The 17,431-nt window shown below is 69.8% G+C and carries 19 protein-coding genes, 1 tRNA gene and 1 other RNA gene; 15 read left to right on the forward strand and 6 right to left on the reverse strand.

Annotated elements, in window-relative coordinates; translation table 11 throughout:
* Positions 1-2: 2 nt before the first annotated feature.
* Positions 3-917 carry a cation diffusion facilitator family transporter gene (locus BGO46_RS05360; RefSeq protein WP_292677362.1) on the forward strand — a complete coding sequence of 305 codons (915 nt, stop codon included), beginning with the start codon at positions 3-5 and terminating at the stop codon, positions 915-917.
* 46 nt (positions 918-963) lie between these two features.
* Positions 964-1,752, forward strand: a complete 789-nt coding sequence (locus BGO46_RS05365) for a spermidine/putrescine ABC transporter permease (RefSeq protein ID WP_292677364.1) — start codon at positions 964-966, stop codon at positions 1,750-1,752.
* 6 nt (positions 1,753-1,758) lie between these two features.
* Here the strand turns inward: BGO46_RS05365 and BGO46_RS05370 are convergent, their stop codons facing one another.
* A complete protein-coding gene (locus BGO46_RS05370; protein ID WP_292677366.1) occupies positions 1,759-4,119 on the reverse strand; it encodes an ATP-dependent DNA ligase in 2,361 nt (786 codons plus the stop codon).
* Between the two features lie 58 nt (positions 4,120-4,177).
* On the opposite strand from BGO46_RS05370, the gene BGO46_RS05375 reads away from it, so the two are divergent.
* Positions 4,178-5,002, forward strand: a complete 825-nt coding sequence (locus tag BGO46_RS05375) for a Ku protein (RefSeq protein ID WP_292677368.1) — start codon at positions 4,178-4,180, stop codon at positions 5,000-5,002.
* A 3-nt stretch (positions 5,003-5,005) separates the two neighbouring features.
* On the opposite strand, the gene BGO46_RS05380 is transcribed toward BGO46_RS05375, so the two are convergent.
* From BGO46_RS05380 to BGO46_RS05390, 3 genes are all read right to left on the reverse strand, one after another.
* Positions 5,006-5,725, reverse strand: a complete 720-nt coding sequence (locus BGO46_RS05380) for a VTT domain-containing protein (RefSeq protein WP_292677370.1) — start codon at positions 5,723-5,725, stop codon at positions 5,006-5,008.
* A 74-nt stretch (positions 5,726-5,799) separates the two neighbouring features.
* A tRNA-Leu gene (locus BGO46_RS05385) sits at positions 5,800-5,881 on the reverse strand.
* Between the two features lie 10 nt (positions 5,882-5,891).
* Complete coding sequence (locus tag BGO46_RS05390) at positions 5,892-6,746, reverse strand: formate/nitrite transporter family protein (protein ID WP_292677372.1); 855 nt, start codon at positions 6,744-6,746, stop codon at positions 5,892-5,894.
* 94 nt (positions 6,747-6,840) lie between these two features.
* Here BGO46_RS05390 and BGO46_RS05395 point away from each other — a divergent pair, with 94 nt between their 5' ends.
* Genes BGO46_RS05395 through BGO46_RS05425 form a run of 7 tightly spaced genes read left to right on the forward strand, consistent with a single transcriptional unit; the run spans position 6,841 to position 11,293 of the window.
* A complete protein-coding gene (locus tag BGO46_RS05395) occupies positions 6,841-8,025 on the forward strand; it encodes an ATPase, T2SS/T4P/T4SS family (protein WP_292677374.1) in 1,185 nt (394 codons plus the stop codon).
* Positions 8,022-8,879, forward strand: a complete 858-nt coding sequence (locus BGO46_RS05400; RefSeq protein WP_292677376.1) for a type II secretion system F family protein — start codon at positions 8,022-8,024, stop codon at positions 8,877-8,879. The genes BGO46_RS05395 and BGO46_RS05400 overlap by 4 nt, the downstream gene beginning before the upstream one ends.
* Positions 8,876-9,793 (forward strand): type II secretion system F family protein, encoded by a 918-nt coding sequence (locus BGO46_RS05405; protein WP_292677378.1) that lies wholly within the window; start codon positions 8,876-8,878, stop codon positions 9,791-9,793. The genes BGO46_RS05400 and BGO46_RS05405 overlap by 4 nt, the downstream gene beginning before the upstream one ends.
* A gap of 26 nt (positions 9,794-9,819) precedes the next feature.
* Complete coding sequence (locus tag BGO46_RS05410; RefSeq protein ID WP_292677380.1) at positions 9,820-10,011, forward strand: hypothetical protein; 192 nt, start codon at positions 9,820-9,822, stop codon at positions 10,009-10,011.
* Between the two features lie 7 nt (positions 10,012-10,018).
* On the forward strand, positions 10,019-10,408 hold the full coding sequence (locus BGO46_RS05415) for a TadE/TadG family type IV pilus assembly protein (RefSeq protein WP_292677382.1): 390 nt from the start codon (positions 10,019-10,021) through the stop codon (positions 10,406-10,408).
* A gap of 16 nt (positions 10,409-10,424) precedes the next feature.
* Complete coding sequence (locus BGO46_RS05420) at positions 10,425-10,862, forward strand: TadE family protein (RefSeq protein WP_292677384.1); 438 nt, start codon at positions 10,425-10,427, stop codon at positions 10,860-10,862.
* The gene (locus BGO46_RS05425) at positions 10,859-11,293 is read left to right on the forward strand and encodes a pilus assembly protein TadG-related protein (RefSeq protein WP_292677386.1); all 435 of its coding nucleotides are present in this window, start codon (positions 10,859-10,861) and stop codon (positions 11,291-11,293) included. The genes BGO46_RS05420 and BGO46_RS05425 overlap by 4 nt, the downstream gene beginning before the upstream one ends.
* An 11-nt stretch (positions 11,294-11,304) precedes the next feature.
* On the opposite strand, the gene BGO46_RS05430 is transcribed toward BGO46_RS05425, so the two are convergent.
* Positions 11,305-12,570: an MFS transporter gene (locus BGO46_RS05430; protein WP_292677573.1), complete on the reverse strand. Its 1,266-nt coding sequence runs from the start codon at positions 12,568-12,570 to the stop codon at positions 11,305-11,307.
* A gap of 61 nt (positions 12,571-12,631) precedes the next feature.
* Between BGO46_RS05430 and prfB the strand changes: the two genes are divergently transcribed.
* The 4 genes from prfB (at position 12,632) to smpB (ending at position 16,252) form a co-directional block, all read left to right on the forward strand.
* Positions 12,632-13,741 (forward strand): peptide chain release factor 2, encoded by a 1,110-nt coding sequence (prfB, locus tag BGO46_RS05435; protein ID WP_292677387.1) that lies wholly within the window; start codon positions 12,632-12,634, stop codon positions 13,739-13,741.
* A gap of 76 nt (positions 13,742-13,817) precedes the next feature.
* On the forward strand, positions 13,818-14,813 hold the full coding sequence (ftsE, locus tag BGO46_RS05440; RefSeq protein ID WP_292677389.1) for a cell division ATP-binding protein FtsE: 996 nt from the start codon (positions 13,818-13,820) through the stop codon (positions 14,811-14,813).
* Positions 14,810-15,724, forward strand: coding sequence for a permease-like cell division protein FtsX (ftsX, locus tag BGO46_RS05445; protein ID WP_292677391.1), 915 nt, complete (start codon positions 14,810-14,812; stop codon positions 15,722-15,724). Before ftsE ends, ftsX begins: the two co-directional genes overlap by 4 nt.
* Positions 15,725-15,775: 51 nt before the next feature.
* Positions 15,776-16,252, forward strand: coding sequence for an SsrA-binding protein SmpB (gene smpB / locus BGO46_RS05450; protein ID WP_292677393.1), 477 nt, complete (start codon positions 15,776-15,778; stop codon positions 16,250-16,252).
* Between the two features lie 3 nt (positions 16,253-16,255).
* Here smpB and BGO46_RS05455 read toward each other — a convergent pair whose 3' ends face one another.
* Positions 16,256-16,924: an SIMPL domain-containing protein gene (locus tag BGO46_RS05455; protein ID WP_292677395.1), complete on the reverse strand. Its 669-nt coding sequence runs from the start codon at positions 16,922-16,924 to the stop codon at positions 16,256-16,258.
* An 86-nt stretch (positions 16,925-17,010) separates the two neighbouring features.
* On the opposite strand from BGO46_RS05455, the gene ssrA reads away from it, so the two are divergent.
* Positions 17,011-17,379, forward strand: a transfer-messenger RNA (tmRNA) gene (gene ssrA, locus BGO46_RS05460).
* Positions 17,380-17,431 lie beyond the last annotated feature (52 nt).

Raw genomic sequence — 17,431 nt, forward strand, 5'->3', positions numbered from 1 at the left:
GCATGCACGATCATGCTCACGGCGTCACGGGGGTGCGGGGCGCGGCGAACAGCCGCCTGCTGGCCGTGTCGCTGTCGCTGACGGCGACCGTCATGGTCGTGCAGATCGTGGGTGCCGTCCTCACCGGATCTCTCGCGCTGCTGGCCGATGCCGCGCACATGTTCGCGGATGCCTCGGCCCTCGTGATCGCCCTCATCGCGAGCCTCGTTGCGGCCCGCCCCGCCAACGAGCGCAACACCTACGGGTATCAGCGAGCTGAGGTGTTCGGCGCCCTGATCAACGCCGTGATCCTCATCGTGCTGTGCGTGTGGATCGCGATCGAAGCGGTGCAGCGCCTGCTGAACCCCGGCGATGTCGAGGTCTCGGGGGGCCTCATGATCGTCGTCGCGGTGGTCGGCCTGATCGCCAATGCGATCTCCATGTGGCTGCTGTCGGCGGCGCAGCGCACGTCGATCAACGTGCGCGGTGCGTACCTCGAGGTGCTGGGCGACCTCATCGGATCGGCGGTGGTCATCGTCGCGGCGGTCGTCATCGCGGTCACCGGATGGATGCCGGCCGATGCCCTGGCATCCCTTCTGATCGCCGTCATGATCGTGCCGCGCGCGGTCGCGCTGCTGCGCGAGGTCTTCGCCGTGCTGGGCGAGCGGGCGCCCGAGGGCACCGACGTCGGGCGGATCCGCGAGCACATCCTGAGCGCCGACGGCGTCGCAGACGTCCACGACGTGCACGTGTGGCAGCTCACACGAGGCGCGCCCGTGTTCACGGCGCACGTCGTCGTCGAACCGGACGTCTTCAACAGCGACCGCGCCGCCGCGCTGCTGTCGAGCCTGCAGTCGTGTCTGTCCGAGCATTTCGACGTCGAGCACTCGACCTTCCAGTTCGAGCCGGCGGGGCATCGCGAGCACGACGCGCACTGAGCGATGCGTCGCGCACCTGCCACCGCGGTGTGCGACGATGCAAGCGATGGATGCCGCGCTGATGACCGAGCTGCAGGCGCTGCGTGCCCGCGCGTACGGCCGCGATGCCACGGTCGCACTGGACTCCGCCGAGAGCGAGCGTCTGCACGAACTGGAGCGCACGCTGCGTGGCGAGACGCCCGCCACCCCCGAACCCGCCGCAATGCCGGACCGGCCGCCGGTTCCCGGGATGCCCGCCGCGCTGGCGGCGGCCGGCGCGCCGCGTGCATCTGCCGAACCCGACCCGCTTCCCGATGACCCGGTTCGCCCTGCACCGCGTCCCATCCGCTCCGGCTGGATCATCGCGTGGGCGGCGTCCGTGCTCGTCGTCGCCGTCGGCGTGGGGTCACTCGTGTTCGCGCTCGCGCTCGCGTCGATCCGCCCCGTGTCGACGGCCACGGGTGCACAGCAGGTCGCCACGCTGTCCGAACCGATCGACCCGCCGCGGTGGGCGATGGATTGGTTCGGTCAGACGGACCCGCCGGTCGTCTACTCGTATCGCGGGCTCGTGGTGATGCCCACGCCGACCGGCGTCTTCAGCGACGGCGAGCACTGCATCTTCGTCGCTCCCTGGAATGGAATCGACGAGTCGACCGGTGCGATCAACGGACCGATCTACTCGGCCTGCGCTGCCGGGGCTTTCCCCGCCACAGTCCAGTTCGTCATCGACGACTCCGCGCCCGATGACCTGCGCTCAGAGTTCCCCGACGGCACCGCGCTGCAGTTCGTGCTGCGAGATGACGTGGTCGGTGTCTTCGTCAGCGAGGCGGCCCCGAGCCCGAACCCCACGGCCTGAGAACGCTCAGCCGCGCGTGACGTCGCTGGGCGACATGTCGGGTCGCACACCGCGCCACCGTGCGTGCCGCAGGGTGCCGCCCGGTGTGAACTCGGCGAACTCGACCTCGGCGACGATCTCGGGCCTGAGCCACAGCGCGTCGGACGCATCGGCCGCCGGGACGGCGGAGAACGGGCACTGATCGGTGCGCAGCGGCGTGAGCATCGTCTCGAGCCGCGCGAGCTCACGGTCCGAGAATCCCGTGCCGACGCGGCCGACGTAGCGCAAGCCTGCTTCGTCGGGGATGCCCAGCAGCAGAGAGCCGATCGTGCCGGTGCGTCCGCCGCGTCCGGGCCGGATGCCTCCGACGATGACGTCCTGCGTCGCCGTCAGCTTGAGCTTGAGCCATTGCTCGGAACGCGTGCCGCGCCGATACGGTGAACCCGGATCCTTCACGACGACGCCCTCGAGGTGCAGCTCGCGGGCGGCGGTGAGCGCCGCATCGAGGTCATCCGAGACAGGCGGCACGACGATCGCCGGCGCGGCGTGAGCGGCGATGCGCTCCAGCGCCGTCCGGCGCTCGCTCAGCGGCCTCGGTGCAAGATCCGCCTCGCCGAGGCGCACAGCGTCGAAGAGGAACAGACTCACCGGAGTGCGCCCAGCCTCGCGCTCGATCTCGTGCGGCTTCGTCAGGTGCATTCGCGCCTGCAGGCGCGAGAAACTGGGGCGTCCTGTCGCGTCCAGCGCGACGATCTCGCCGTCGACCACGGCAGGAGCATCTCCGAGCCCCGCGTCGCCGCCGGTGAGCTCGGGATAGCGCGCCGTGATGTCGGTGCCGCTTCGCGCCCGCAGGGTCAGCCGGTGGCCGTCCCACGTGCCGATGGCACGGATGCCGTCCCACTTGAACTCCACCCACGGTGCGCTCCAGCGGGCGATCGCCGCCGCAGCGATGCCCGGCGTCGCCGGGATCGCGAGCATCGGCGTGTCGGCCCCGGTCGCGCGCGTTCGCGCGGGCGCGGGCGGCGCGGGTGCTGCGGCATCCTTCATCCGATGCAGCAGCCACTGCGACTTCTCGCCCGACCCCGACGTGCGGATCAGCGCAAGTTGCACCGTTCCGAGCGGACCACCGGGGCGGCCGGTGAGGCTCATGATGATCTCGTCGTCGCGCCACTTCGTGGCCGCGTAGACGCCGGTGTCCCAGACCGTCATCGTCCCCGCACCGTACTGGCCCGCGGGGATGGTCCCGGCAAAGTCGAGGTACTCCAGCGGGTGCGGCTCGGTCATGATCGCGAGGTGATTACCCTCGCCATCGGTCGGGATGCCACGGGGCACAGCCCAGCTCACCAGGACGCCGTCGCGCTCGAGCCGAAGGTCGTAGTGCAGTCGCGAGGCATGGTGCTCCTGCACGACGAACCGGGGCGCGGCGGGTGATGCAACCCCGGCGGCGGCGGTCGGGAAAGGCTCGGGAGTCGCGCCGGCCGTGCGCTTGGCGACATAGGGGCGCAGCGCGTCCGTGGCATCCGGAGCAAGAGGCGCCAGCAGATCGCCGTCGTCCGTGTAGCGGCGGAGCACCTCGTCGAGCTGCAGATGCCGCAGGTCGGGATCGTCGAGCTCTGCCCAGGTGCGTGGCGCGGCGGCGGTCGGGTCGGCGCGTCCGCGCAGCGAGTACGGCGAGATCGTCGTCTTGGCGGCGTTGTTCTGGCTCCAGTCGACGAACACCTTGCCGGGCCGCACCGACTTTGTCATCGCGCTGACGACGAGCTCGGGATGGTCGGCCTCGAGCGCGCGGGCCAGTTCGCGCGCGAACGCGGAGATCTCGTCGCTTGAGCGGGTGCCGTCGAGGCGCGCATAGAGATGGATGCCCTTCGAGCCGCTCGTGACAGGCAACGGGTCCATGCCCATGCCCTGCAGGATCTCGCGTGCCCAGCGCGCCACGGCGGCGCACTCGGCAAGGCCCGCGCCGGGGCCGGGATCCAGATCGAGGACGAGCCGATCAGGTCTGCCGCGGCCGGCGCCGTCGAAGCGCCATTGCGGCGTGTGCAGCTCGAGGCTCGCGACCTGGGCGAGATAGACGAGCCCCGCGACGTCGTCGACGAGCGGGTACTCCTTCGCGCCGCCGGAGTGGTCGACGGCGCGACGGGCGAGCCAGTCGGGTGCACCGCGCTCGAGATCCTTCGCGAAGAACGGCGGCTGATCGACGCCTTCGGGCCAGCGCAGGCGCGTTACCGGGCGGCCGCGCAGGTGGGGGAGCAGGGCCGGAGCGATGCGCGAGTAGTAGTCGAGCACTTCGCCCTTGGTGGTGCCGGTCGCGGGATACAGCACCTTGTCGAGGTTGGTCAGGCGCAGACGCCTGCCCGCAACCTCGACGACCTGTCCGCCCGCTGGCATGCGCCCAGGCTAGCGCCCGCCCCTGGCGATACGCGTGGGGCAGGTGTTCACTGGTGTCATGAGAGCGATCTGGAAGGGCGCCCTGACCTTCGGCCTGGTCAACGTGCCGGTGAAGGTGTACTCCGCCATCGAAGACCACGACGTGCCGCTGCACCAGGTGCACGCGGCGGACGGTGGGCGCATCCGCTACCAGCGCATCTGCGAGCTCGACGGGGAAGTGGTGCCATACGCCGACATCGACAAGGCCTACGACGACGGCGAGCGCACGGTCGTCCTCACCGCTGAGGACATCGCCGCGTTGCCGGCGGAGCGGTCGCGCGAGATCGAGGTCGTCGAGTTCGTGCCGAGCGATCAGATCGACCTGCTGACCCTCGACAAGGCGTACTACCTCGAGCCCGACTCGACCTCGCCCAAGGCCTATGTGCTGCTGCGTCAGACGCTCGAGCAGACCGAGCGGACGGCCGTCGTGCGCTTCTCGCTGCGGCAGAAGACGCGCCTGGCAGCGTTGCGCGTGCGCGGCGACGTGCTCGTGCTGCAGACGCTGCTGTGGGCCGACGAGGTGCGCACCGCGTCGTTCGCGGCGCTCGACGAGCCGGTGAAGATCTCGGCGAAGGAACTCGAGCTGTCGGCATCCCTCGTCGAGAGCTTCTCGAGCGATTTCGACCCGTCAGAATACGTCGACGAGTATCAGCAGGAGCTGCGTACGCTCATCGACGCGAAGCTCGAGAAGGGTGATGCCATCGACACCGCGGAGACGTTCGGCGAACGCGCCGAACAGGACCGCGGCGGCGAGGTGATCGACCTGATGGCAGCCCTCAAGGCGAGCGTCGAGCGCAGCCGCGCCGCACGCGCCGAGAAGGACAGCCCCGAGAAGGCGGGCTGAGGGTCAGACCTCGTCGCCCTCGATCGGTTCGATCGACTCGGCGGGAAGGCCGGCAGCGACCTCCTTGCTGACCTTGCGACGCTCGGAGAAGTAGTGCCACAGGGTGATCAGCGCCGTGCCGCCGACGGCGGCGAGCAGGATCAGGTCGATGTAGTTCTCGACGAAAGTGGCTACCGGCGGGATGTACCCGATGAGGAAGCCGAACATCGTCAAGCCGAAGCCCCAGATCACCGCGCCGATGAGGTTGTACAGCGTGTAGCGCCGCCACGGCATGTGGCCCACACCCGCGGCAACGGGGGCGAAGGTGCGCACGATCGGCACGAACCGGGCGAGGATGACCGTGAGGCCGCCGTAGCGCTCGAAGAACGCGTTCGTGCGTTCCACGTTCTTGCGGCTGAACAGGCCGGATTCTTTGCGCTCGAATACGGCTGGGCCTCCCTTGTGGCCGATGTAGTAGCCGACTTCACCGCCGACGAAGGCCGCGAGTCCGATGAGCAGGGCGACCCACCAGACACTCAGCCCGAACACGCCGTGCGGGAGCTTGTCGGAGGAGTGTGACAGCAGTCCAGAGATGACCAGCAGGGTGTCGCCGGGCAACAGGAAGCCGATCAGGAGTCCGGTCTCGGCGAAGACGATGAAGCACACCACCAGCAGCGCCCACGGCCCTGCCGTTTCGATGATGGCGGCGGGGTCCAGCCAGGGAATGAGGGCAAGAGAGTGCACGGAGGTCCCGTCGGTCGGTGGGCGGGGAGTGATGTCGGCGACGCAGGCATCCCAGGGGTTGCCTGCATCTACCGTGCGGAAGGTGGGACTTGAACCCACACGCCCGAAGGCACAGGAACCTAAATCCTGCGTGTCTGCCGATTTCACCACTCCCGCAAAGGAGTGCTCAGTCTATCTGCGCGGCGTGAACCGATTCCTGAGCGGATGCCGGGACCGCCGCGTCCGCGGCAGTGGCGTGCGCGGCGACGCGCGGTGACCCACCGACGATCCAGTAGCCCAGGCCGACGACGACGGCGCCACCGACGAGGTTGCCCAGGCCCACCCAGAGCAGGTTGTTGCCGAACAGTGCCCACGTCGCCTGCGGGTCACCGGAGATGAGTCCGATGCCGTAGGTGGTCATGTTGGCGACGACGTGTTCGAAACCCGACGAGATGAACGCGAGGATCGCGGCGAAGATCAGCAGGATCTTCGCGACCTCGGACCGCACACGGGCGCACATCCAGATGGCGAGGCAGACGAGCACGTTGCAGAGGATGCCGCGGACGAACAGTTCGACAGGCCCCTCTTCGGCTTTTGCAGCGAGCATGTCGGCGAGCATCTGGCCCGCGGGGGCGTTGGCATGAAGGACGCCGGATGCCACGATGAGCGCGGCGAACACGAGCGCCCCCACGAGGTTCGCGGCGAAGGTCGCGATGATCGTTCCCGCCGCACGCCACGGCCCGACCGCGCGCATGAGCGCGCCCACCGGGAGGATCATCATTGCGCTCGTGAGCAGATCTCCACCCGCGAAGACGACGAGGGTGAGGGCGACACCGAAGACGACACCGCTGACGAGTTTGGCCAGGCCGTCGCCCGCCGCGATCAACGGACCCGCCGTGGAGACCATGAGGACGACGCCGATGCCGATGTAGGCGCCGGCGAGCATTCCGGACACGAGGAACCGCCCGGGCGAGCGCAGCCCGTCGGATTTGTGGACCGCGGCATCGGCTTGAGCCTCGAGGGTCTGCGGGATCGTGAGCACGGCTCCCATGCTACTTGTGGTCAGACCACACTTCAAGGCATCCCGCTGTGGATAACTCCGACGCGGACTCGTGCGCTCTTGTCATGATGCGGGGGTGAGCCTGACAGCATCCGCCTTCCCGGCCTCCGCCGTGCACGCGGTGACCGAGCGCGTCAGGCAGCGGTTGCGTGAGGAACAGTCCGATCCGCTGCGGCACCCGGGAGCTGCCGAACAGGTGGCCCTCACGGAGGTGCGACGCCACAACGACTTCGCTCTCGCGCGGGGGCTCGAGTTCATCGAGGACGAATCGGCGTGCGTCCGCGACGTGCTGGCCACCGTGACCGGCTACGGGCCGCTGCAGGCGCTCTTGGACGATCCCGAGGTCGAGGAGATCTGGATCAACGACCCGCAGACGATCTACGCGGCGCGCGCCGGACGCAGCGAGCGGGTGCCCCTGCGACTGACCGACGAAGCCGTGCGCGACCTCGTGGAGCGGATGCTGCACGCGACCGGTCGCCGGGTGGATTTGAGTCAGCCTTTTGTGGATGCCTCGCTACCCGACGGCAGCCGTCTGCACGTTGTGATTCCGGATGTCACCCGCACGCATTACGCCGTGAACATCCGCAAGTTCCTGTCGGCTCGGCGCACGCTCGACGACCTCGTCGGTGCCGGCGCGCTCAGCGCACAGGTGGCCGCGGTGCTGCGCGCCGCGATGGGCGACGGGCGCAACGTGCTCGTCTCCGGTGCGACGCACGCGGGCAAGACGACGCTTCTGGCGGCGCTGATCGGGGCGTGCCCACCCGAGCAGCGCATCATCACGGTCGAAGAGACGTTTGAGCTCGCGGTCGTTGCCCCCGACGCCGTGGCGCTGCAGGGACGCCAGCCGAGCCTGGAGGGCACCGGCGCTGTGAGCCTGCGCCGCCTCGTGAAGGAGGCGCTGCGCATGCGACCCGACCGACTCGTCGTCGGTGAGGTGCGGGATGCCGAGGCCCTCGACCTGCTGCTGGCGTTGAACACGGGCGTCCCCGGTGCCGCGACGATCCACGCGAACTCGGCCGACGATGCGCTGCGGCGGCTCGCGGCGCTGCCGCTGCTGGCCGGCCGGAACATCGATGCGGGGTTCGTCGTGCCCGCCATCGCGACGGGCGTCGATCTCGTCGTGCACTGTCGTCGCGCGGCGGACGGGCACCGCTTCGTCGAGGAGGTCGTAGAGGTCACCGGCCGGGTGATCGATCAGACGGTCCAGACGCGCGTCCTGTATGCGGCGGATGTGGATGCCCACGGGCGGGCCGCCTCATGACGCTCGTGTGGGGTGCCCTGCTCGCGGCCGGTGTGCTGCTGACGGTGTCGCCGTGGCTGTGGCCGTCGACAGCACGCGTAGCCAGGCCTCGCGCCGGGGGCCGGCTCGACCGCCTGCTGCAGGAAGCCGGGTACGCCCACGCGCCGGGCAGCCGACTGGGCTTCGTCGCGGCGCTGTCCGCCGTCGTGGCCGCGGCGGTGGCGTGGCTCGCGACGGGATTGCCGGTCGTGGCGGTGGTGGCCGCCGTCGCGGGTGCGGTGGCGCCGTTCTCGTGGTTGCGCGCCCGTGCGCGACGCCTGCGCCGGTCACGCCGCGCGCTGTGGTCCGACGTGTGCGACCTGCTGGTGTCGGCGGTGCGGGCGGGCATGTCCCTGCCCGACGCCGTGGCTGCGCTCGCGATGAGCGGACCGCCCGCCCTGCGCCCGGCGTTCACAGCGTTCGGCGCCGACATGGCGGCATCCGGTCATTTCGACTCGAGCGCCCTGCGGTTGAAGGCGACGCTCGCCGATCCCGTCGCAGACCGCATCATCGAGACGCTGCGGATGGCGCGTCACGTCGGCGGCACCGAGCTCGTGGGCGTGCTGCGGGCGCTGTCGGCGTCTGTGCGGGCCGATGCCGCGCTGCGCGCCGAGGTCGAGGCGCGGCAGTCCTGGGTGCGGGGTGCTGCGGTCGTGGGTGTCGTCGCTCCGTGGATCGTCCTGGGGCTGCTCAGCATGCGGCCCGAAGGGGCCGCCGCGTATGCGACGGCATCCGGTGTCGTCGTCGTGCTCGTCGGAGCCGGCGTCTCGGTCGTCGCCTACCGCCTGACGATCCGGCTCGGCCGCCTGCCCGAACCGCAGAGGTGGTTCGGATGAACGCCCTCACGTTCGCGGCCTGCGCCGTCATCCTCGGCGCGGCGCTGGCCGCGGGCGTGCTGCTGACCGCACAGCGCGTGCCACGGTGGTCGGCGCCGTCGCTGTCGCGGCGCATCGCGCCGTACCTGCGCGACATCGCCGATCCGGCGGGGCTCACGCCGCTGCGCGCCGCGCCGGCCGTGCCCGGCTGGGCCGGATTGCGCGACCGGCTCGCCGCCGCGTGGGGCGGGGGAGACGCGCTCGCGCGAAGGCTACGGCAGGCGGCGATGCCGGAGGATGTCGTCGCGTTCCGCGCGAAGCAGCTCGCGTGGGGTGTCGCGGGCCTGTTCGCAGGCGGTGTGCTCGCGGTGGCCGCCGCGATGGCCGGCCGCGGCGGAGTGGTCGCTGTCATCCTGCCGCCGCTGGTCGCGGTGGCCGCGGTCGTCGCGTACGAGCAGCGTCTCACGATCGCCGCGCGCCGCCGCGTCGCGCGGATCGAAGACGAGCTGCCGACCGTCCTCGAGTTCCTCGCGCTGTGCCTGGCCGCCGGTGAGGGGCTGCGCGACGCGCTGCGGCGCGTCGGCGAGGTCGGCTCGGGCGTACTGACCGCCGAGCTGCGCGCCGCGGTGCTCGCCAGCGGCACGGGTTCGAGCCTGTCCGACGCGCTGCTGCGCGTGTCGACGACGGCGGATGTTCCGGCGCTCTCACGCGCCGTCGAGCACCTCGTCGCGGCGATGGACCGCGGCGCCCCACTCGCGCACGTGCTGCAGGAACAGGCTGTCGACGCGCGCGAGGACGCCAAGCGCCAGCTGCTGGAGGCCGCGGGGCGCAAGGAGATCCTGATGCTCCTGCCGTTGGTCTTCCTGATTTTGCCCCTGTCGGTGCTGTTCGCCGTCTTCCCGGGGATCGTCATGCTCAAGCTCGGAATCGGTTGACCGGCGACGGTCGGAAGGAGGCGGACATGCTTCGCACACAGTGGGGGAGGGTGCGTGCGTTGTACACGCGCACCCTCGAGGACGACCGGGGCGACGTCCCCGGCTGGGTTTTGGTCACACTCATGACGGCCGGCTTGGTCGTCGCGATCTGGGCGTTGGCCGGGCCCGCTCTGGCCGACCTGTTCGAGCAGGCGCTCGCGCGCGTCGCGGGCTTCTGAGCACGCCATGATCCGACTGCGGGACGACGACACCGGCGCGGCGCCGGTCGAATTCGTCCTCGTCGGAACCCTGCTGACGCTGCTCACGCTCGGCGTGCTGCAACTGGGGCTTGCGGTCTACATCCGCAACGTCGTGCACGACGCGGCCGTCGAAGGGGCGTATCACGGCGCCCTCGCCGACACCGATCCCGCCGACGGCGCCGCGCGCACCGCCCGACTGCTCGACGCGGCCGTCGGCGACGGGTTGGATGCCGAGGTCTCCGCGCGACTGGCCGCCGGCGCGACCGGCCCAGAAGTCGAAGTCACCGTCATCGCGACCCTGCCGCTGGTCGGACTCCTGGGCATCCCGGCCGGGCTGGAGGTGACCGCGCATGCGCCGCGCGAGAGGTTCGACTGAACAACCGGCGGGGACGATGCCCGCGGACGACGACGGTTCCGCGTCGCTCGAGTTCATCGGCGTCGGCGTGATCCTGCTCGTGCCGATCGTCTACCTGATCGTCGCGCTCGGTGCGATCCAAGGGCAGGCGCTCGGGGTTGAGACCGGTGCCCGCCAGATCGCCCGCACGATCGCCGAGGCCCCGGATGCCGCGGAGGCGGACGCCCGAGCTGCGCGCGTGCGCGACGCGATCATCGCGGAGTACGACCTCGATCCCGCCGCCGTCGAGGTCGCGATCTCGTGCGAAGGCGCGACCACCTGCCCCGAGGCGGGCGCCGTCCTGTCGGTGACGATGACGACCGCCGTGCCGCTGCCGCTCGTGCCCGCCGTGTTCGGGCTCGAAAACGCCGCACGGGTGCCGGTGCAGGCTTCGGCGGTGCAGAAGGTCTCGCGCTTCTGGGGGACGGCACCATGACCCTGCAGCGCGGCGATGCCGCCGACGACGAGGGATCGGTGCTGCTGCTGACGCTCGGTTATGCCGTGCTCGCGATCGTGCTGGTGCTCGTCTGCGTCGACGCGACGAGCCTCTATCTCACGCAGAAACGGGCGGATGCCGCTGCCGACGCGGCCGCGCTGGCCGGCGCCGACGGGTTCGTCCTCACCGTCGCGGGCGGCGAAGCCACCGCGCGACTGACCGACGCCGGCGTCGCCGACCAGGCGGCCCAGGTGATCGACGTCCTCGGCGCGGCGGGCGGTGCCGTCACGCTCGTGTCAGCGGGCACGCCCGACGGCGTGTCAGCGCGGGTGACGGTGCAGACCGTGTGGCATCCGCCCGTGCTCTCCATCTTCGTGCCGGACGGCTGGACGATCGACGCGACCGCGACGAGCCGCACCGCGTTGCGGTGACCGCCGCCGATTCAGCGTTCGCGCGGGACGAACCGCGGCACCCACCGGATGAACGCCGCGGCGCCGAGTAGCCCGACCACGCCCATGGCCGCGGTGGCGAGCGACAACGACAGCGCCGCGGCCAGCGCCGACACGATGAGTGGGGCGACGGCACCGCCGGCATCCGTCAGCGTCCGCCACGAACCGAGGAACGGTGCCGGGTCGTCTTGTGGTGCGACGTCGGCGCCGAGGGTGAGCAGGATGCCACTCGACAGGCCGTTGCCGACGCCGAGCACGGCGGCGAACAGGGCGTACCACATGGCCGCCTGATCCAGATCGTGCGTGAGCGACAGCGCGAGGAAGCCGCTCGCCATCAGCAGCATGGCCGGCAGTGCCGCCCAGAGCCGGCCGAACCGGTCCATGACCTGACCGCTCGCGTAGAACAGCGCGAAGTCGATCGCGCCCGACACACCGACGACGAGGGCGATGGTCTGGGCATCCAGCCCGATCGACACGCCCCACAGCGGCAGGACGACCTGCCGCGCCGAGCGCACCGCTGACAGCGACGCGGCAGCCAGCCCCAGCCGCGACAGCACTCCGCGGTGGCGCCACATCGTGCGGAACACGCCCGCGCGGGCGCGCTGCGCCCCGACCGTCGGGATCGAGCCGGTCACCGCCTCGCCGGTGTCTTCCGTGACGAGTTCGGCCGCCGTCGCGCCGTCGCGAGGGCCGGCAGCCGTCGCCTCCGTCTCGGGATCAGGACCGAACAGCACCAGCAGCACCGTGGCCACGAGGCACACCGCGAAGAACCAGACGGTCGCGTGTGGGTCGCCGAACACACCGAGCAGGGCCGCGGCGATGAACGGACCGATGAACATGCCCAGGCGGAAGGTGCCGCCGAGCAGTGACAGGGCGCGTGCGCGGAAGTCGAGCGGCACGCGCGTCGTCATGAACGAGTGCCGCGCGAGGCCGAACGCGGCCGCGCACATCCCGATGAGGAAGGTCGCCGCCGTCAGCACGGCGAGGTTCGGCGCCAGCGCGAGCCCCGCGACGCCGGCGAGGGCGAACCCGCCGCCGATCGCCATCGTGACCCGTTCCCCGATGCGCGCGACCAGCCAGCCGGCGGGGATGTTGCCGCACAGCTGGCCGACGACCAGCGCCGAGGCGACGAGGGCCGCCGTGGGCACGTCGGCGCCCAGGTGCGCCGCGAACACCGGCAGCAGCGGCACGACGGCGCCCTCACCGAGGGCGAACAGCACGGTCGGCCCGTAGATGACGGGAGACAGCCGCCACAGCATGCGGCGGATCGAATCGGGGGAGGAGGCATCCGTCACCCCATCCACGTTAGTCTGGAGTGTCATGCTTGAATTCGATCCCTCCGCCGACATCCAGGCCCTGCGGTCCACCTTCTCCGACATCTCCGCGGTGGTGGACGTCGAAGGGCTGCGCGCCGAGATCGCACGCCTCTCCGACGAGGCCGGCGCTCCCGACCTGTGGGACGACGTCGACAAGGCGCAGAAGGTCACGAGCGCCCTCAGCCACCGCCAGGCCGACCTCAAGCGCGTCACCGACGTCGAGCAGCGCCTCGACGACCTCGACGTGCTCGTCGAGCTCGCCCTCGAGATGGACGACGAGGACACCGCGGAAGAGGCCCGCCGCGAGATCGCCGCGCTGCAGGACGTCATCGGCCAGCTCGAGGTGCAGACGCTCCTCGACGGCGAGTACGACGATCGCGCAGCGGTCGTGACGATCCGCTCGGGCGCCGGCGGCGACGACGCGACCGACTTCGCCGAGATGCTGCTGCGCATGTACCTGCGCTGGGCCGAGCGGCACAAGTATCCCGTCAAGGTGATGGACACCTCGTATGCGGAAGGTGCCGGCATCAAGTCGGCGACCTTCGAAGTGGATGCCCCCTACGCGTACGGCACTCTGTCGGTCGAGGCCGGCACGCATCGCCTCGCCCGCATCAGCCCTTTCGGCTCGGCCGACAAGCGCCAGACCTCCTTCGCTGCGGTGGAAGTGATCCCCGTCATGGAGGAGGCGCAAGAGGTGGACGTGCCCGAGGGCGACATCCGCGTCGACGTCTTCCGCTCGTCCGGTCCCGGTGGTCAGTCGGTCAACACGACCGACTCCGCCGTGCGCATCACCCACATCCCCACCGGCCTCGTCGTCTCGATGCAGAACGAGAAGAGCCAGATCCAGAACCGCGCCGCCGCGATGCGCGTGCTACAGACGCGCCTCATGCTCTTGCAGCGCGAAGAGGAAGCGGCCAAGAAGAAGGAGCTCGCCGGCGTCATCACCGCGAGCTGGGGCGACCAGATGCGCTCCTACTTCCTCTACGGCCAGCAGCTCGTGAAGGACCTGCGCACCGGCTACGAAGTCGGCAACCCCGCATCGGTCTTCGACGGCGACCTCGACGGCCTCATCGCCGCAGGCATCCGCTGGCGCAAACGCAAAGACGAAGACTGAGCTTCGCGGCACGCGATCCGGCGCGCCGGGTGTCGTGCCGGGCATCCATAGCCCAGCCGCTTAGGCTCGACGGGTCATGATCCGGTTCGAGCACGTCACCAAGAAATACCGCGGGACGAACAAGCCGGCGCTGAGCGACGTCGACTTCGAAGTGCAGCGCGGGGAGTTCGTCTTTCTCGTGGGAGCCTCCGGGTCGGGGAAGTCCTCGTGCCTGCGCCTGATCCTGCGCGAGGATTCGCCGAGCGAGGGCAGAGTCGTCGTTCTGGGCCGCGACCTGCACACGCTGTCGACACGCAAGGTTCCCTACTTCCGGCGCCACATCGGCTCGGTGTTCCAGGACTTCCGGCTGCTGCCGAACAAGACCGTCTTCCAGAACGTCGCCTTCACGCTGCAGGTGATCGGCGCATCGCGCGCGTTCATCCAGCAGGCGGTTCCCGAAGTGCTCGTGCTCGTCGGGCTCGACGGCAAGCAGAAGCGCTTTCCGCACGAACTGTCCGGCGGTGAGCAGCAGCGCGTCGCGATCGCGCGCGCACTCGTCAACCGCCCGCAGATCCTGCTCGCGGACGAACCCACCGGAAACCTCGACCCGGCCACCTCGATCGACATCATGCAGCTGCTCGCCCGCATCAACGAGAGCGGCACGACCGTCGTGATGGCCACCCACGAAGCCGGTTTCGTCGACCAGATGAAGCGGCGAGTGATCGAACTGCGCGGAGGCGTCATGGTGCGCGACGACCGACACGGCGGCTACGGCGATCGCTCGTCGCTGCCGAGCCTCGCGCCCCAGCAGGAGAAGGGCGCCGCGGCAGCCGCCGCCTTGACCGCTGTGCTCGAACTGCAGCGTGAGATCGCCGCCTCGCCCGTCGAGCCGGTGCCAGCGATGGAGGAGGCCGTGACGGATGCCGTGGCCGCGTCTGCCGTCGCGGCCGCCGTGGCGACGGCGCCGGAGATTCCTCCGGTGACCGCGCAGGTGCCGATCGTCGAGCTCGACGGGTTGCACCTGGATGACCTGGGGGTCGCCGAGCGACTGGGCCTGGCATCCGACGAGGACGAAGTCGGACCGACATCGTGAGGGCGCGTCTGATCCTCGCCGAGGCGCTCACCGGCCTGCGGCGCAATGCCTCGATGGTGATCTCCGTCGTGCTGGTGACGTTCGTGTCGCTGACGTTCGTGGGCGCCGCGATGCTCATGCAGATGCAGATCGGCAAGATGCAGTCGTACTGGGCAGAGCGGGCGCAGGTGTCGATCGTGATGTGTCGCGACGACTCGACCGTGACGACGTGCGTTGACGGCGCTGCCACCCCTGAGCAGCTGCAAGAGGTCGCCGATCGCCTGGCCAGTCCCGCCTTGGCCGACATCGTCCGCGACGTGCGGTTCGAGTCCGCCGATGAGGCGTATCAGAATCTCATCGACCTCTACGGCGACGAGTACAAGGACTATGTGACGCCCGCGCAGCTCGGCGAGACCTACTGGGTCGGGCTCGTCGATCCCGGCAAGTCCGACGTCATCACCGAAGCCTTCAAGGGTACCACGGGCGTCGAAGCTGTGCGCAACCAGATGCAGTACCTCGAACCGCTGTTCTCGGCGCTGACCGTGGCGACGTACATCGCCGTCGGCATCGCGGCGCTCATGCTCATCGCCGCGGTGCTGCTGATCGCGACGACGATTCGGCTGTCGGCGTACGCGCGACGGCGCGAGGTCGGGATCATGCGCCTGGTCGGAGCCTCGAACCGGTTCATCCAGACGCCCTTCATCCTCGAGGGTGTGTTCGCGGCGTTCATCGGCTCGCTGCTGGCGGGCGGTGCGATCGTCGCCGGCGTGCACTTCGGCGTCGGCGGCTACCTGCGCGATCGCGTGACGTTCATCACCGACTGGGTGGGGCTGCAGGATGCCGCGATCGTGATCCCGATCATCGTGCTGATCGGCCTCGTGCTGGCGGCACTGTCGGCCGGCTTCGCGATTCGGCGGTGGCTGCGCGCCTGATGTAAACTGACGGGCTGGCCGCGCCGCGGTCACAGGTCAAGGAGTTCAGTCATGCCCAGGGAACGCGGGGAGAAGGTCGTCGCGACCAACCGTCGCGCGCGCCACGAATACGCCATCGAGAAGACGTACGAGGCGGGGCTGGTCCTCACCGGTACCGAGGTGAAGTCGCTGCGCGAGGGTCGTGCGAACCTCAGCGACGGCTACGCGTACATCGACGGCGGGCAGGCGTATCTCGATGCCGTGCACATCCCCGAGTACGCACAGGGGCACTGGACCAACCACTCGTCCAAGCGCACGCGCAAACTGCTGCTGCACAAGCAGGAGATCATCAAGCTCTCGCACGCGATCGCCGCGGGTGGCTACACGCTCATTCCGTTGAAGCTGTACTTCTCCGACGGCCGGGCGAAGGTCGAGATCGCGGTAGCCAAGGGCAAGCGCGAGTACGAGAAGCGCCAGACGATCCGTGAGCGCGAGGACAAGCGCGAAGCCGAGCGCGCGATGCGCAGCCGCAACCGCCTCGGCGAGTGAGCGTCAGCTGGCGCTGAAGCGCGCCTCCACGGCGGCGGTCACGACGATGTCGTCCGGACGGAAGTCCACGGCGGGCGCGGATCCTGCGGCATCCATCGCCATCATCGACGCCTTGATCATGCGCGGGGCGGCACCCTCGCGTCCGCCTGAGTCCAGCAGTCCCAGGTCGGCGATCTGCAGTGGCGTGACGGTCTCGCGGCCGATCGCGGCCGCGTAGGCGGTCGCGCGCTCGACGGCGACGGCGACGGCATCCGTCGCGACCTCGCGCTCGACGCGCGCGCGAGTCTCGGGCGTGAGCTCCCAATCGACGGTGCTGGCCTGCAGGCCGTCGGTGGTGGCGATCTGGTTCAGCCAGTCGGACAGAGCCATGAGGTCGCTGAAAGTCGCCGTCAGCTCGACCGAGGCGTGGTGCACGAGATTGAGCTGGCGGCCCTCGTTGTTCCACGGACGATCCGACCAGACCGAGACGCGCTGGCTCGCCCAGTCGACGATTGAGCCGGCGGCCTTGCGCGCGGCGAGGTCGGTGCGCACCGGCTCCGCGAGCGCCGCGATGCGCTCGACGACGCCGCCGCGTTCGGGACCGTCGGCGGATGCTGAGACGTGCGCGATCGCACGCTCGGGGGTGATGAGGGATCGGCTTTCGCCGCGGACCGTGATGATGACATCGCTCATGATGTAGACTGTAATGCTCGGATGCCCACGGCATCCGAGCACACAACTCCACAGCGTGACAGTGGCTCACTGCCGCATGGCTACCCGGGGCTGATCGGTTTCGACAGCGCCTGCGAAGCTGCGAGAAGCGGGCCGAGGATGCAGGGTTATCTCGTAAACGATCTCTGCGAACCAATAGTTGCCGATGCAAAGCGCAACGACTTCGCCCTCGCTGCCTAAGCGAGCCTGAAGTCCGTCAGACCGTAGGCGATCCCGCTACGGACCCTGGCGTCATCTAGGGATCTTGCTGTGTGACGGGGTCTCGACGTCACACGGGACTCTTCTGAGACTGGGCTCGTCGACTTAGGTGTCTGTGACAAAGGTCGGAGCCGAGCAGAACGTCTCTACAGACTGCGCCCGGAGAAGACGCAGTATCCCAGCGTTGGACGGGGGTTCGATTCCCCCCAGCTCCACAAGTCACTGTCACAGGAAGAGGTCCGATCCCCGGAGGCCAGTGCTTTCGGGGAT

Origin of the sequence: Microbacterium sp. 70-16 (assembly GCF_001898315.1) — a bacterium.
Classification (GTDB): Bacteria; Actinomycetota; Actinomycetes; order Actinomycetales; family Microbacteriaceae; genus Microbacterium.

What these genes read in the sequence shown, in the direction of transcription:
- smpB (WP_292677393.1), top strand. Translation starts at nt 15,776, where the DNA reads ATGCCCAGGGAACGCGGGGAGAAGGTCGTCGCGACCAACCGTCGCGCG.
- BGO46_RS05370 (WP_292677366.1), bottom strand. Translation starts at nt 4,119, where the DNA reads ATGCCAGCGGGCGGACAGGTCGTCGAGGTTGCGGGCAGGCGTCTGCGC.
- BGO46_RS05430 (WP_292677573.1), bottom strand. Translation starts at nt 12,570, where the DNA reads ATGCTGTGGCGGCTGTCTCCCGTCATCTACGGGCCGACCGTGCTGTTC.
- BGO46_RS05410 (WP_292677380.1), top strand. Translation starts at nt 9,820, where the DNA reads ATGCTTCGCACACAGTGGGGGAGGGTGCGTGCGTTGTACACGCGCACC.
- BGO46_RS05375 (WP_292677368.1), top strand. Translation starts at nt 4,178, where the DNA reads ATGAGAGCGATCTGGAAGGGCGCCCTGACCTTCGGCCTGGTCAACGTG.
- BGO46_RS05405 (WP_292677378.1), top strand. Translation starts at nt 8,876, where the DNA reads ATGAACGCCCTCACGTTCGCGGCCTGCGCCGTCATCCTCGGCGCGGCG.
- BGO46_RS05455 (WP_292677395.1), bottom strand. Translation starts at nt 16,924, where the DNA reads ATGAGCGATGTCATCATCACGGTCCGCGGCGAAAGCCGATCCCTCATC.
- BGO46_RS05415 (WP_292677382.1), top strand. Translation starts at nt 10,019, where the DNA reads ATGATCCGACTGCGGGACGACGACACCGGCGCGGCGCCGGTCGAATTC.
- BGO46_RS05365 (WP_292677364.1), top strand. Translation starts at nt 964, where the DNA reads ATGGATGCCGCGCTGATGACCGAGCTGCAGGCGCTGCGTGCCCGCGCG.
- BGO46_RS05425 (WP_292677386.1), top strand. Translation starts at nt 10,859, where the DNA reads ATGACCCTGCAGCGCGGCGATGCCGCCGACGACGAGGGATCGGTGCTG.
- ftsE (WP_292677389.1), top strand. Translation starts at nt 13,818, where the DNA reads ATGATCCGGTTCGAGCACGTCACCAAGAAATACCGCGGGACGAACAAG.
- BGO46_RS05420 (WP_292677384.1), top strand. Translation starts at nt 10,425, where the DNA reads ATGCCCGCGGACGACGACGGTTCCGCGTCGCTCGAGTTCATCGGCGTC.
- BGO46_RS05360 (WP_292677362.1), top strand. Translation starts at nt 3, where the DNA reads ATGCACGATCATGCTCACGGCGTCACGGGGGTGCGGGGCGCGGCGAAC.
- prfB (WP_292677387.1), top strand. Translation starts at nt 12,632, where the DNA reads ATGCTTGAATTCGATCCCTCCGCCGACATCCAGGCCCTGCGGTCCACC.
- BGO46_RS05400 (WP_292677376.1), top strand. Translation starts at nt 8,022, where the DNA reads ATGACGCTCGTGTGGGGTGCCCTGCTCGCGGCCGGTGTGCTGCTGACG.